This is a genomic window from Microbacterium jejuense, assembly GCF_039544225.1.
Classification (GTDB): Bacteria; Actinomycetota; Actinomycetes; order Actinomycetales; family Microbacteriaceae; genus Microbacterium; species Microbacterium jejuense.
Window position 1 is genome coordinate 645,765 of record NZ_BAABLG010000008.1, and the last position, 14,791, is coordinate 660,555.

The following is a 14,791-nucleotide window of genomic DNA, read 5'->3' on the forward strand; positions in this document are numbered from 1 at the left end:
CCACCCGCAGCGATCACCGGTCAGGGCATCGACGCCACGATCTTGTTCAGTGTCTGGCCCTTGTACTTCGACACGGGCACCGGCACGGTCTTGGCCGTCGTGTTGCGCGCGAACCAGTTCGTGATGACCCACTGCAGATCGTCACCGTCCACCACGCCGTCGAGGTTGAGGTCGGCGTCACGCTCCGACGTGCCGCGAGCCGCGTAGATCGCGGCCGCGTCCTTGACGTCGATGACGTCGTCGCCGTTCACGTCGCCGGCGAGCAGCGCGGGAATGGCGCTGTAGCGCTGCCCGGCCAGACCGAACTCTCCGTGCGTGGCCAGGTCGATGTCCTGGTACCAGGCGAAGTGACCCGGCGTGCGCACGACGGCGGTAGCCGGCTCTTCGGTGTACGGCAGCCCCGCAAGGCTCGCGCCGCCCTTCGCGTCGAAGGTCCACGCCTTGGCCGCACCGTCGGGCAGTGTGAGCGTCCCGGTGGTGCCGACCGCGGAGTAGTCGCGGTTCGCGTAGTCGAACGCGAAGGAATCAGTGAGCAGGGCCTGCGGGGCCGGCTGAATGATCGCGGCTGACACCGGGTTGAGGTAGCGCGTCCCGGGGTACACGATCTGTGGAGCCTTGCCTCCTGTGCGCGAGGTGACGTAGACCCCGGCCTGGAAGAGCCCGGTCTGCTCCGTGTAGCCACCGTCGAGCACCCGGAACGTCACGCGGAACGTCGGCAGCTCGGCAGCCGTCACGCCGGCCGTGCTGTCGTCCATCGCCACACTGACCTTCTTGATGACCTGGCTCGACACCGTGCGCTCGGTCGTCGTGACCTCGCCCGAGGCGACCGCGGCGAGCTCGTCGGTCTTGTCGATCGAGAGGATCTCGGTCGACGACGGGCTGTAGCGCAGCTCCATCGCGTAGTCCGACCAGGCCTGGGTGTCGTGGGCCGTGAACGTGTAGGTCACGACGTCTCCTGGACGCGCCCATGCGGTGTCGGCGTCGCCGATCACGTACGGGTAGCCGTCGCGGAGCAGGTAGACCTCCTGGCGATTGCTCACGTTGCCGGCCGCGTCCGCCGCCCACATCCGCACACCGGTCGCGGGGCCGGGGCTGAGTGTCACGGTGCCGTTCACCGCGCCGCTCGCATCCGGGTACCACAGTCCCTCCGGGGCTCCGGTGAAGCGGGTGAAGTACAGCCGGTTGTCGGACTGCGCCAGGTCGATGCCCGCCGCGCGGATCTGGTCCAGCTCGCCGTCCATGAGCGACGCCTTCATGACGTACTCCTTCGCGTCCGCCGGCACACGGACGACCTTGGGGTGCGCCATGCTGTACGGCGCCAGACCGTCGTCGTACGTGGGGCTCGTCGTGTCGACGAACAGCGGACGGGTCGTCTGGAACGTGTTCCCGTCGACGTCCACGCCGATGAGCTTCAACGTGTACTGTCCCTGGGCGGCCCAGACCGGACGATGGCTCACCGGCGCGGCGGCATCACCCGTGAAGGGGTAGTACTGCCCATACAGGTTGACGTAGCCGTACCAGCGGTCCTCGAGGAGCGGCTGCGTGTCGACCGTGCCGACGAGGCCGAGGTCGTTGCCGGCGGCATCCGCGTAGACGATGTCCAGGTGATCGATCTGGCCCGCCAGCTTGAAGCCGAACACCGCCTGGCCGTTGATCGCCTCGCCGATGACCGACATGTCCTGCCCCTGACGGTTCGTCACGACGGACTTGACCATGTCGACGTCCGCGATGCCGCGGTCCGCGACGCGCAGCCCGAACGGGATCTCGATCGGATCGGCACCGGCCGCGGTGAGCACGACATCGCCTTCGTAGTAGCCCTTCGCAGCCGTCGCCGGCACCTCCAGGTCGAAGGGCACCTTGCCGCCGTTCTTCGACGCGTTCACGGTGGTCTTGCCCGCCGTGAGCCGGACACCGTTGGCGGCGGCATCCATCGACGTCCCCGAGCCGTCCGTGAACTGCACCGCGACCGAATACTTCGCAGGCGACGGGGCGGCGACCTCGACGGTCGCCGAGCGCTTCGCCCCGATGCCGACCGCGACCAGGCCGAAGTCGAGCGCACCCGTGCGATACGCGTGGTCCACGGTGCTCTGGTCCGGCAGCTCGAGCTCGGTCGTCGCGTCCACCCACGCGGCGGTCTTCGCGGTCACCGCGGCGAGCGGATCGACCTGACCGGCGCCCACCTCGTAGACGCTGCTGTTGACCGGCGGCGCGGCCGCCGTGTTCATCAGGGCGATCTTGACCTGCTCGGGCGTCCGCGTGTGGTCGTACTGCAGCGCCAGCGCCGCGACGCCCGCCACGTACGGCGTCGCCATCGACGTGCCCGACAGGTACGCGTAGGCGTTCGTGTAGTCCGTGCCCTGCGGGTCGACGATGTCGAGCGGGATGCTGGACAGCACGCTGACGCCGGGCGCCGTGATCTCGGGCTTGATCGCCATCGTTCCGTTGACCGGACCGCGCGAGCTGAACGAGGCGAGCGAGCCGTCGCCGAGCGTGAGCGTGCCGTCGGCGGCGAACGTCACCTGGGCGGAGCCGTCGGCCACTGCCGCGTACAGCGCCGCGCCCTGCTCGTCGGTGACCGAGAACGCGGGCACGAACTTGGCTCCCGCGCCCAGGAACGCCGGGATGTGTCCGGTCGACCCGGCTTCGTTGACGACGATGACTGCGACAGCGCCGCGCTGCTTCGCGTACTCGACCTTCGCGTTCAGGGTGATCTCACCGCGGCGCACCAGGGCGATCTTGCCCTGCGGCACGTCGCCCGTGTACCCGGCGCCGTTGCCGATGCCGCCGTCGAACATGTCGAACGTGCCGGTCAGACCGGAGAACGGTTCGCCGTACGGCTGCGCCAGAAGACGACCCTGGACCTCTGCGCCGTCGGCCACGATGGTCGCGGCCGGCAGGTCGAGCGGCGAGTCGTTGGCGCCGACGGTGATCGGCAGCGCGGCGGCCGCCGGCGCACCGATCGTGAAGGCGTCGCTGCCGCTGTTGCCTGCGGCGACCACCGTGGTGATGCCCGCGAGCACGAGGTTGTTCGCCGCCATCGACTGGGGGCTGAGCGGGTCGTTCACCGAGGCGCCGAGCGACATGTTCACGACGTCCATGTGGTCCGTCAGTGCGCGGTCCATGCCCGCGAGGACCGCGCTGGTGCTGCCCGAGCCGTAGGGGCCGAGCACGCGGTACGAGTACACCCGCGCGTCCGGGGCGACGCCCTGCGCGGAGCCCGCGGTCGTCCCGGTGCCCGCGATGATGCCGGCGACGTGCGTCCCGTGCTCGGTGTAGTACGTGCTCCCGTTCGAGACCTCTGCCTGCTTCGAGGACTTCCAGTCCTCCCAGGTCGTCTCCATCGGGTCGTCATCGCCGTCGACGAAGTCGTGGCCGCCCGCGTACACGGTCTGCAGATCGGGGTGGTGGTAGTCGATGCCGGTGTCGATGATGCCGACCTTGATGCCGGTGCCGGTGACGCCGTCGGCGTGGAGCTTCTTCAGCCCGGCCGCGATCTCGTCCTGCACATCCGCCGGCGTCGGCTCGGCGGCGGCGCTGCGTCCGCCGAGGGCCGTCACCTCGGCGTCGGGCCAGACCGAGCCGACCTCCGCCGAATCGAGCAGCTTCTCGATCTGGTCGCCCGGGAGCGTGAGGCTCACCCCGTTGAACGCCTCGGTGTACTCGGCGGCGATCGTCGGCGCCGCGGCGACACCGTCCTCACCTGTGAAGATCTGCGCCACGTCGTCCTTGAAGCGGCGATGCGAGTCGGCGACCTTCTTGTCGGCGGCATCCTGCGAGAGGTCGACACCGTCCTTGGCAGCGAGCAGGCGTTCGACGTCGGCGGGCTGCTGGGTGAACGACACGATCACCCCCACGGGGTCGGACGAGGCGAGCGCCCCCTCGTCGAAGTTCAGCGGGTCGACGTCGATCGCGTCGAGCGCATCGAGGGCTGAGCGCTGATCGTCGGTCAGCCCGGCGAGGATGGCGGCGGCATCCGCCGACGGACGAGGGGCTGCCACGGCGGCGACGGGGATGAGCCCGCCGGCGACGACGGCGCCCGCGGCGACGGCCGCGAGCGCGCGAGAGAAGGTGGAGCGTTTCATGGGGAGTCTCCGGGAAGGGCGGTCTCACCCGGCCGGCGAGTGCCGCCCGGGTCTGCCCTTCGACTCTCACACCGCGGGATGCGGTTTCCCTAGCCGGGAGGGTGGCGAGAGGACGACATGGCGCGAAGTCGACACGCGCCCGGAGCCTAGTCGCGCGGCGGCTGTGTCGACGTGCGCGGCTTGAGCTCGGCCTCGAACACCTCGCGCACCGCGGCGGTGCGGCCGGCGATGCGCTCCAGCAGCATCTCGACCGCTCGCGCGCCCATGCGCTCACCGGGCTGATCGACGCTCGTGAGGCCGATCGCCGGGTGTCCGGCCATCGCCACGTCGTCGTAGCCGATCACCGACAGGTCGGCGCCGGTGTCTGAGATCGCGCGCAGCGCTCCGAAGGCCAGCTCGTCGTGCGCGGCGAACACCGCCGTCGCCGAGGTGCCGCGCTCGATCGCGTCGCGCGTCGCCCGGTATGCGGCATCCGAGCCGTCCTCGCAGCTCCACACCTCGGGCTCGAAGCCGTGGGCGGCCATCGCCGCGAGGTACTCCCGCAACCGGCCGCTGTGCGGGTACGGCGCGTTCGGATCCTCTTTCGGCAGCGTCAGGTGGGCGATGCGGGTGTGACCGAGATCGAACAGGTGCTGCAGCGCCAGTCGCGCCCCGCCCAGATCGTCTCCGGCCACGACGTCGTAGCGGTCGGAGGTGTCGAGGCGGCCGAACATGACGAGCGGGACGGATGCCGCGATCCGTTCGAGCGCGTCCTCGTCGACCCGCGGCGACACGGCGATGAGCCCGTCGACCTGCCTGTCGACGAGGGCTTCGAGCGCGCGGTAGCCGAGTCGGGACCCGGTCTCGGCAGGCGCCAGGATGAGCTGGTACGGCGTGCCTTCGAGCGCCGCCGTGGCGCCGCGCACGATGCGCACGAAGAACTGGTTCGCGAGATCGGGCAGCTCGATGCCGATCGTGTACGTGCGCCCGCGCATCGCCCGGGCCGCGATGCTGGGGCGATAGTTGAGCTCTGCCATCGCCAGGGTCACGCGTTCGCGCATCGCATCGCTGACGCCGTACGCGTCGCGCAGCACCTTCGACACGGCCGCGCGTGAGACGCCCGCCCGGGCGGCGACATCCTCGATCGTCGCACGGCGCAGGGGCACGGCTGGGCCCACGCCCCCGGAGGCTCCGGCCGACGCGTCAGCGGCGCCTGGAGAAGTCGTGGGGACCGTCATCATCCACCTCCCTGCGGGGTCTCGAGGGCGTGGCCTCAGGGCCAAACCTACCGGAGCGCGAAAGCGTTTCCCAACCGTTCGCGGCGTCCGTTGTAGACCGGTCCACAGTGGCATGGTCCGGACGATCCCGTCAAGAGGTCCGGGCGGCGGAGCACGGCGTCGGCGTGCGCCGGATCAGGCCTCGCGGGTGATCGTCACCTTCACGTGCAGGTTGCTCTTGAAGGGGCCGGCGTACACGCCGCGCAACGGCGGCACGTCGTTGTAGTCGCGGCCGCGGCCGACGAGCACGTGACGGTCGCCGATCTCGATGTTGTTGGTGGGGTCGAACCCCTGCCACTCCCCCGAGAACCACTCGATCCAGGCGTGGGACTCGCCCGTCACCGCGACGCCGACCTCGGCCGACGGGCGCGGGTGCAGGTAGCCCGACACGTAGCGCGCCGGGATGCCCACCGAGCGCAGCGCGCCCAGGGTGATGTGCGCGATGTCCTGGCACACGCCCTTGCGGGCCTCCCACGCCTCGGCTGCTGTCGAGTGCACACCGGTCACGCCGTGCATGTACTCGACCGCATCCCCCACCGCCACCGAGATGGCGTGGGCGGCACGACCGGGGTGATCGTGCTGCGCGGCGATGGAGCGGGCGAGCTCGGCGACCTCGTCGTGGGGGCGGGTGCGGCCCGTCAGCGACAGCTGCTCGACGGTCTCGATGGAGCGGTTCGCCTCGCGGGCCAGTCCGTCCCACGTGACGTCGATGTGCTCGAGCGGGCGCGGACGCACCTCGACCAGCGAGCGTGCCGTGATCGAGAGGGCCGAGTGCGGCGTCAGCACGTCGAACGCGGCGACGCGGGTTCCGAAGTAGTCCACATACTGGTTGACCGACGTCGACGGCTCGATGTCGAGCGACGAGTTGAGCACGAACTGGCTCTCGGTCGAGACGGGCAGCATGCGCGCCTCGTTGTACGACGCGGTGACGTCGCCGCCGTAGCTGAACCCGGTCTGGTGCTCGATGCGCAGTCTCTTCATGATCGCCGCCCCGGTCCCTGAGCCTGTCGAAGGGTCATGAGATCTCTCCGATCCAGCTCGGCTCGGCCTGCGTCGGGAAGAACCGCCCGCGGATCGCCTCGGACGCCTCACGCGTGACCTGCTGCACGCGATCCATGTGAGTGGGCAGCTCGCCGAGGATCTCGGAGATCGGCCGGTACTCCAGGTCGTTGCGGATCTGCCCGAGGGCACGCAGCACGGTGTTGGAGTGCCCGACGCGGTCGGCGCGCGGGTCGATGGCGCTCATGCACTCCTCGGCCCGCTGGATCGAGTAGATGATCGAGCGGGGGAACAGGCGGTCCAGGAGCAGGAACTCCGCGGCGTTGCGCGCGCTCGGCATGCCGCGGTAGGTGCGCAGGTAGGCCTCGTAGGCGCCGCACGAGCGCAGGATCGTGGTCCACGACGGCCCCGACGCCTCGGTCAGCGAGCGTGTGGCCAGCAGACGGGCCGTCATGTCGGTGCGCTCGATGCTGCGGCCGAGGGTGAAGAACTGCCAGGCCTCGTCACGGCTCATCGAGGAGTCGTGGATGCCGACGGCCAGGGCCGCCCGTTCACGGACCCACTGGAAGAACTCGTGCACCCGGTCGTTCTGCAGGCGCCGCGGCATCCGGGCGTTCGTGGTGTTGAGGGTCTCCCACAGCTCGGTCGAGACGATCTCGCGGGCACGTCGGGCGTTCTCACGCGCCGCGGTGAGGGCGTACGCGATGCTCGACGGGTTCATGCGGTCGACGGCCAGGCGCGAGAGCACGTCCTCGCGGCGCACGTGCTCGACGCCCTCGGGAGGCAGCGACCCCATGACGCTCAGCAGCGACCGGCACGCGGTGTCCTCGTCGATCCACGGGTCTTCGAGCAGCAGCTGCAGGTGCACATCGAGGATGCGGGCGGTGCCGTCGCTGCGCTCGATGTAGCGCCCGATCCAGAACAGTGACTCGGCGATTCGGCTCAGCATGACGACTCCTCGGCGGTCTGCTGCTGCTGCTCATGCTGCTCGTGGTTTCCGCGGCCCGGATCCTGCGGCGAATGCGACGGCTCGGTCTGCGCGTCGTAGACGATCGGGATCGCCTCGGTGACGTTCGCGGCCTGGTCGGCGACCAGCTCGGGCACGCCGCGGCCATGGCCGTACTCGACAGTGCCGGGGGCCGATCCGCCGACGATCCAGGTGTCCTTCGAACCTCCGCCCTGGCTGGAGTTGACGACGAGCTGTCCCTCGGGGAGCGCGACGCGGGTGAGGCCGCCCGGCAGCACCCACACGTCCTCGCCGTCGTTCACGGCGAAGGGCCGCAGGTCGGCGTGGCGTGGCCGCATCCCGTCCTCCACGAGGGTCGGAATGGTCGAGAGCATCACGACGGGCTGAGCGATCCACCCGCGCGGGTCGGCGCGCAGCTGCCGGCGGAGCTTGTCGAGCTCGGCGGGCGAGGCGTCCGGGCCCACGACCAGGCCCTTGCCGCCCGAGCCGTCGACGGGCTTCACGACGAGCTCGTCGAGCCGGTCGAGCACCTCTTCGAGCGCGCCAGGGTCTTCGAGCCGCCACGTGTCGACGTTCTTGAGGATCGGCTCCTCGGCCAGGTAGTAGCGGATGAGGTCGGGAACGTAGGTGTACAGCAGCTTGTCGTCGGCGACGCCGTTGCCCACCGCGTTGGCGATCGTGACGTTGCCCAGGCGCGCGGCGAGCATGAGCCCCGGGGCGCCCAGCATCGAGTCGGCGCGGAACTGCAGCGGGTCGAGGAAGTCGTCGTCGACACGGCGGTAGATGACGTCGACGCGCTTGGGGCCGCGCGTGGTGCGCATGAACACCTTGCCGCCGACGCACAGCAGGTCGCGGCCCTCGACGAGCTCTACGCCCATCAGGCGGGCCAGCAGCGTGTGCTCGAAGTACGCGGAGTTGTAGACGCCGGGCGTCAGCACGACGACGTTGGGGTCCTCGATGCCGGCGGGCGCCGAGGCGCGCAGCGCCGCGAGCAGCTTGTTGGGGTAGTCGCCGACCGGGCGCACCCGCATGGACACGAACAGCTCGGGCAGCGTCTGGGCCATGACCCGGCGGTTCGAGATGACGTAGCTGACGCCCGAGGGCACCCGCACGTTGTCTTCGAGCACGCGCATCTCGCCGTGCTCGTCGCGGATGAGGTCGATGCCCGACACCTGGATCCGCACGCCGTTGGCGGGCTGAATGCCGGCGGCCTGGCGGTAGAAGTACTGCGAACTGGAGATCAGCCGGGCGGGGAGCACCTCATCGCGCACACAGTGCTGGTGGCCGTACGCGTCGGCGAGGAAGGCCTCGAGCGCGCGCACGCGCTGCTTGACGCCCGCCTCGATGCGCGACCACTCGTCGAACGCGATGATGCGCGGCACGGCGTCGAGTGGGAACGGCCGCTCCTCGCCCGCGAAGTCGAACGTGACACCCTGCGCGAGGTACGAGCTCGCCAGCGAATCGGTGCGGCCGCGCAGCTCCTCCTGCGTCATCTGCGCCAGCGCCTGATACAGCTCTCGATAGGCCTCGCGCGACTCTGCGGGGGCGCCGGGGTGGGCCGGACTCCCGAACATCTCGTCGAACGCGGGCACCCCCGAGGGCGTCTTGCGCGGCGCGAGCGTCGAGCCGTAGCCGTCGAACAGATCACCCATGCGAAGAGCCTAATGCGGCCCGGATTGCCGACATGTTTCGCACGGGGCGAAGACGGCGCACCGTGCGGATGCCGCCGCGCGAACGTACCCTTCTCTCATGGCTCGTGAGTCCCGGCGGGACCGTGTCCCGGCGCCCCTGGGGTGGGCGGCGGGCGTCGCCGCGGTCGCGCTCGGAGCGGGGCTCGGCGAGCTCGCCGCCGCCGTGCTCTCGCCGTCGTCGAGTCCGGTCGCCGCGATCGGCGGCACGCTCATCGACCTGGCGCCGCCGTGGGCGAAGGACACCGCGATCGCGCTGTTCGGCACGGGCGACAAGGCGGCCCTGCTGACGGGCATCGCGATCGGGATGATCGTGCTCGCCGCCCTCGCCGGGTGGCTCGAGGTACGTCTTGCGCCGTGGGGCGCCGCGGTCGTCGGAGCGTTCGGCGTGGCCGGCGCGATCGTCGCGGCCACCCGTCCCGGAGCGGGTGCGCTCGCGTGGGCGCCGGCGCTGATCGCGGGCGCCGTCGGGGCTGTCGCGCTGTGGCTGCTGGTCAGGATGCTGCGGCCCCGGGCCGCGGCATCCCTTCCCGCCGCTGAGACGGACACGGATCCGCGGGATGAGCCTGCCGCGCAGCCGAACCGGCGGGCCTTCTTCGCGTGGGCGGGCGCGGCGACTGCCGTCGGCGTGCTCGCCGTCGCGATCGGCAGCCTCCGCACCACGGCCTCGGCGGGTGTGGCCGCGGCGCGGCGCGCGCTGCACCTTCCGGAGCCGGCGGTGGCGGCATCCCCGGTCCCCGCCGGCGCCGAGCTCGACCTGCCGGGGCTCGCGCGGGTCGTCACGCCGAACGACAGCTTCTACCGGATCGACACCGCGCTCATCGTGCCCGAGGTCGACCCCGCCAACTGGCGGCTGCGGATCCACGGCATGGTCGCGCACGAGGTCGAGCTCACCTGGGACGAACTGCTCGCACTGCCGCTGCAGGAGTCGTGGACGACGCTCACGTGCGTGTCGAACGAGGTCGGCGGCGATCTCATCGGCAATGCGCGCTGGCTCGGGTATCCGGTGCGGGAGCTGCTCGCCCGCGCCGTGCCGGACGAGGCGGCCGACATGGTGCTGTCGCGGTCGATCGACGGGTTCACGGCATCCACTCCCCTCGAAGCGCTCACCGACGGGCGCGACGCGATCCTCGCCGTCGGCATGAACGGCGAGCCGCTCCCGCTGGAGCACGGGTTCCCGGTGCGCATGGTGGTTCCCGGGCTCTACGGCTACGTGTCGGCGACGAAGTGGATCGTCGACCTGGAGGTGACGCGGTTCGACCAGGCGCGCGCGTACTGGACCGACCGCGGCTGGGCGGAGCGAGGACCGATCAAGCTCGAATCGCGCATCGACGTGCCGCGCCGAGGACAGGGGCTGAAGGCCGGCGATGTCATGATCGCCGGCGTCGCGTGGCAGCAGCAGGTCGGCATCGAAGCCGTCGAGGTGCGCATCGACGAGGGCGAGTGGCAGACCGCCACGCTCGCGACCGCGATCTCGGACGACACCTGGGTGCAGTGGAGCATGCCGTGGACGGCCGAGAAGGGCGACCACGTCATCCAGTGCCGGGCGACGAGCAAGTCCGGCGAGGTGCAGACCGACGAGGTGGCCCCGCCCGCGCCGGACGGCGCCTCGGGCTGGCACTGGCGCACCGTCTCGGTGTTCTGACCCTGTCTGCGCGCCCGGAGCGGTGAACAGATGTCCAGGTGCGCTCGGGTTTCGTCAACCGGACGCGCGTGACCGGAGAGCCCGATAGCATGCGGGGAGGGACCGGCTCTTGGGGACGCCGGTTGCTGGGGAGGTATCGGTGCCTGATCCGTTGGAGCTGCTCGTCGCGCGCCTGCTCGAGCTCGCGACGATCGACGAAGCCACCGGCATGCGCCGTCTGCCGCCCGAACGCGAGCTGTGCGACGCCCTGGGCATGAGCCGCGGCACGCTGCGCGAGCAGCTCGCCGTGCTCGAACGCCTCGGCTTCCTCACGCGCACGCAGGGCCGTGGCACCTACCTCAGCAACCCGTCGTACGACTTCGTGCGCACGTTCTTCGCCATCGCCCGCGAGCTCGGCCACCTGACCGACGAGGAGTTCTCGGAGTCCCGCGTGCTCCTCGAAGAGGCCCTCGCCGAGGCGGCGGCCCGCCGTGCGACGCCCGCCGAGGTCGACGCGCTGCGGGCCGAGGTCGACCGCATGGTCGCCTCGCAGGCCGCCGGCGACGACGACGACGCGCACGAGGCCGATGTCGCCTTCCATCGCCGGCTGCAGACCGTCGTCGACAACTCGGTGCTGCAGTTCCTCCACGAGGGACTCAGCCACGTGCTCCGCGACGACATCGCGGCACGCCGGCTCGCGGTCGCCGAGGCCGATACGGATGCCCGGACCGACAGCATCCACTACGACATCGTCGACGCGATCGCCGCGCGCGACCCGGCCGGCGCACGCTCGGCGATGCGCCGCCATTTCGGCGGCGTCACCCCCGGCGCGCGCCGGGCCTGAGCCGGGCCCACGGGCTCAGGCGGCGAGCACCGTCCGGAGCTGCTCGACCGCCCAATCGAGCTCGGTCGCGCGGATGACCAGCGGCGGCGCGATGCGCACGGTCTGGCCGTGCGTGTCCTTGACGAGCACGCCGCGGGCTATGAGGCGCTCGGCGACCTCACGGCCGGTGCCCACGGCGGGGTCGATGTCGACGCCCGCCCACAGCCCCGCGACGCGCACGGCCGTGACGCCGTGGCCGACGAGATCCTGCAGCTTGGCCTCGAGATGCTCGCCCAGCAGCTTCGCGCGACTCTGGAACTCGCCGGTCTGCAGCATCTCGACGACGCGCAGTCCGACCGCCGCGGCGAGCGGGTTGCCGCCGAACGTCGAGCCGTGCTCGCCGGGGCGGATCACGCCCAGCACGTCGCGGTCGGCGACGACGGCCGAGACGGGCAGGATGCCGCCGCCCAGAGCCTTGCCGAGCAGATACACGTCCGGCACGACGCCCTCGCGATCGCACGCGAACGTCTCGCCGACGCGGCCGAGGCCGGACTGGATCTCGTCGGCGATGAACAGCACGCCGCGCGCCGTGCACACCTCGCGCACCGCGCGCAGGTACCCCTCGGGCGGCAGGATCACGCCGGCCTCGCCCTGGATCGGCTCGATGAGCACGGCGACCGTCTCGGGCGTGATCGCCGCCTCGATCGCGGCGGCGTCGCCGTAGGGCACCGAGACGAAGCCGGGCGTGAACGGGCCGAACCCGTCTCGCGCGGAGTCGTCGTCGCTGAAGCCGACGATCGTCGTGGTGCGGCCGTGGAAGTTGCCGTGGGCGACGACGATGGTGGCGGCATCCACGGGCACGCCCTTGACGCGGTAACCCCACGCGCGGGCGACCTTGATGCCCGTCTCGACGGCCTCGGCGCCGGTGTTCATCGGCAGCACGAGGTCTTTGCCGCACAGCTCGGCGAGCGCCGCGGCGAACGGGCCGAGGCGGTCGTTGTGGTACGCCCGGCTGGTGAGGGTCAGGCGGTTCAGCTGCTCCTGCGCGGCGGCGAGGATCGCGGGATGCCCGTGCCCGAAGTTGAGCGCGGAGTAGGCCGACAGCAGGTCGAGGTACCGCTTGCCCTCGACGTCGGTCACCCAGGCGCCCTCGCCGCGCGAGATGACGACGGGCAGCGGGTGGTAGTTGTGCGCGAGGTGCTCCTCCTCGCCGGCGATGATGCGGACCATCGCGGTGTCGGTGAAGGTCTCGGGGGTCATGTCTCCTCCTCCGCTCAGCGCCGCAGCTCGAGCGTGCAGCACTTGATGCCGCCGCCGCCGAGCAGCAGCTCGGACAGGTCGACGAGCACGGGGTTGTAGCCGCGCTCGCGCAGCTGCGCCTCGAAGCCGGTCGCACGCGGCGAGATGATCACGTTGCGGCCGTCGCTGGCCGAGTTGAGCCCGAACACGGCGCCGTCGGCGTCGGCGACCTTGATGGCGTCCGGGTAGCGCGCCGCGAGCTCCTGCTGGGAGGCGTCGTCGAACGCGTGCTCGAGGTACGCGATGTTCGCCTTCTCGACGCCGCCGGGGCCCTGCACCGGGTCGAGCACCGAGATCGCGGTGTCGAGGTGGTAGAACCGCGGGTCGACGAGCGTCAGGCTCACGACCTCTTTGCCGAACACGTCGGCGAGTTCGCGGTGGCTGTCGCCGGTGGAGCGGAAGCCGGTGCCGGCGAGGATCGTGTCGCCCACGAGCAGGAAGTCCCCCTCGCCCTCGTTGACCTCGACGGGGGCGGCGACCTCGAAGCCGTTGTCGCGGAACCAGTCCATGAACGCCGGGCCCTCGGGCACGCGCTCCTGGTAGCGGAACTTGGCGCCGTACGCGACGCCGCCGATCACGAACCCGCCGTTGGCGGTGTAGACCATGTCGGGCAGGCCCGGGATCGGGTCGATGAGCTGCACGTCGTGCCCGAGGGCGAGATACGTGTCGTACAGCACCTGCCACTGGCGCACCGCGAGGGCGGTGTCGGTCGGGTTCGCCGGCTCCATCCAGGGGTTGATCGTGTAGCTGACCGTGAAGTGCTCGGGGCGGCACATCAGGTAGCTGCGGTGCTGCTGGGTCCGTTCAGACCCCGCGGCTGTCGAAGCGGCGGTCTGGGCGGGTGCGGGCGCGATGTCGCCTGTCATGTGTCTCCTTGCGAAGTACGGCGGACGCTGTCCACAGGCCCGGCGGCTCCGTCCCACTCGATCCGGAGCGGGGCGAAGAGCAGTCCCGGGCACGCCGGATCCATTGTCTCACGCACCCTGCGTGCGGCCGGGGAGTGAGCGCGAATTCGGATGCCTCACCCTCAGTCCGCGAGCACCACGACCTTGCCCGTCACGTGGCCGTCGGCGACGTGCGCGAGCGCGTCGCCCGCGTCGGCGAACGCGAACCTCCGCTCGATGACCGGATGCAGCTCGCCCGCTGCTGTGAGAGCGACCAGCGCGGCCAGCACACGGGGCTTGGGCGTCGCGGCGAGCGGGATCAGCGGCCGGCGCGCGCCGATCGACAGCAGTCCGGCACGGATCAGGCGCCCTATCGGGCCGAGCACACGACCGCCCTCGCCCGACACCAGCACGACCCGGCCGCCGTCGCGCACGAGGCGCCGCAGCTCACGCAGCGGGGCGGTGCCGGCGATGTCGATCACCGCGTCGAACTCGCGCTCGCCCAGGTCCGGCGAACCGGGCTGCACGCGGCGGTAGTCGAAGGTGCGCGTCGCGCCGAGGGACTCGACGAGCGCGCGGTTGCGCTCCCCGCACAGCGCCCACACCTCGGCCCCGCGCAGCGCGGCGAGCTGCACCGCGAACGTGCCCACGCCACCGGAGGCGCCGATCACGAGCACGCGCGAGTGGTCGGGCCCGGCGCCGTCGACGGCGCCGAGGCGTGCGAGCTCGAGCGCCTGCCAGGCCGTCCCGCCCGCCACGGGCAGCGCCGCCGCGAGCGCCGGATCCAGGTCCGCCGGCCGCGCCACGAGCCGCGACGCCGGCGCCAGGGCGTAGCCGGCGAGGGCGCCGCCGGGCAGCTCCCCCACGACCTCGTCGCCGACCGCGAGTCCGGTCACCCCGTCACCGACGGCGACCACGGCGGCGGCGGCATCCATCCCCCGCACCGGCTGCCGCGGCCGGCGCAGGCCGAACGCCAGGCGCACGAGCAGCGGCTCGCCACGCATGACGCGGATATCGCCGTTGTTGAGGCCCGTCGCGCGCACGCGCAGCAGCACCTGGCCGCGGCCCGGCGCGGGCACCGCGGCGGTCTCGAGCGCGACGGCGTCGGCCTGTCCGTAGCGGTGCTGCCGCCACGCGGGCATGGTGTCGGCGGTGAACGGGACGGCCAT

10 protein-coding genes are annotated in these 14,791 nt (G+C 71.5%); 2 read left to right on the forward strand and 8 right to left on the reverse strand.

The genetic code is table 11. From position 1 onward, the window contains the following. Positions 1–20: 20 nt before the first annotated feature. The 5 genes from ABEA46_RS15595 to ABEA46_RS15615 all read right to left on the reverse strand — a co-directional run bounded on the left by ABEA46_RS15595 (position 21) and on the right by ABEA46_RS15615 (position 8,956). Positions 21–4,082, reverse strand: a complete 4,062-nt coding sequence (locus tag ABEA46_RS15595; protein WP_345545657.1) for a S8 family serine peptidase — start codon at positions 4,080–4,082, stop codon at positions 21–23. Positions 4,083–4,228: 146 nt separating this feature from the next. Beyond that, entirely contained in the window at positions 4,229–5,239 is a 1,011-nt protein-coding gene (locus tag ABEA46_RS15600; protein WP_345545659.1) for a LacI family DNA-binding transcriptional regulator, read from the reverse strand. A 234-nt stretch (positions 5,240–5,473) separates the two neighbouring features. Then, positions 5,474–6,319 (reverse strand): transglutaminase family protein, encoded by an 846-nt coding sequence (locus ABEA46_RS15605; RefSeq protein WP_345545661.1) that lies wholly within the window; start codon positions 6,317–6,319, stop codon positions 5,474–5,476. A 34-nt stretch (positions 6,320–6,353) separates the two neighbouring features. After that, complete coding sequence (locus ABEA46_RS15610; protein ID WP_345545662.1) at positions 6,354–7,286, reverse strand: alpha-E domain-containing protein; 933 nt, start codon at positions 7,284–7,286, stop codon at positions 6,354–6,356. Next, positions 7,280–8,956, reverse strand: coding sequence for a circularly permuted type 2 ATP-grasp protein (locus ABEA46_RS15615; RefSeq protein WP_345545664.1), 1,677 nt, complete (start codon positions 8,954–8,956; stop codon positions 7,280–7,282). The genes ABEA46_RS15610 and ABEA46_RS15615 overlap by 7 nt, the downstream gene beginning before the upstream one ends. 97 nt (positions 8,957–9,053) lie before the next feature. On the opposite strand from ABEA46_RS15615, the gene ABEA46_RS15620 reads away from it, so the two are divergent. Further along, positions 9,054–10,637: a molybdopterin-dependent oxidoreductase gene (locus ABEA46_RS15620; protein WP_345545665.1), complete on the forward strand. Its 1,584-nt coding sequence runs from the start codon at positions 9,054–9,056 to the stop codon at positions 10,635–10,637. Between the two features lie 139 nt (positions 10,638–10,776). After that, a complete protein-coding gene (locus ABEA46_RS15625) occupies positions 10,777–11,460 on the forward strand; it encodes a FadR/GntR family transcriptional regulator (RefSeq protein ID WP_345545667.1) in 684 nt (227 codons plus the stop codon). A 15-nt stretch (positions 11,461–11,475) separates the two neighbouring features. Here ABEA46_RS15625 and rocD read toward each other — a convergent pair whose 3' ends face one another. From rocD to ABEA46_RS15640, 3 genes are all read right to left on the reverse strand, one after another. Next, a complete protein-coding gene (rocD, locus tag ABEA46_RS15630; protein ID WP_345545668.1) occupies positions 11,476–12,699 on the reverse strand; it encodes an ornithine--oxo-acid transaminase in 1,224 nt (407 codons plus the stop codon). A 14-nt stretch (positions 12,700–12,713) separates the two neighbouring features. After that, positions 12,714–13,604 carry a dimethylargininase gene (gene ddaH, locus ABEA46_RS15635; RefSeq protein WP_345545670.1) on the reverse strand — a complete coding sequence of 297 codons (891 nt, stop codon included), beginning with the start codon at positions 13,602–13,604 and terminating at the stop codon, positions 12,714–12,716. Between the two features lie 161 nt (positions 13,605–13,765). After that, entirely contained in the window at positions 13,766–14,791 is a 1,026-nt protein-coding gene (locus tag ABEA46_RS15640; RefSeq protein WP_345545671.1) for an NAD(P)-dependent alcohol dehydrogenase, read from the reverse strand.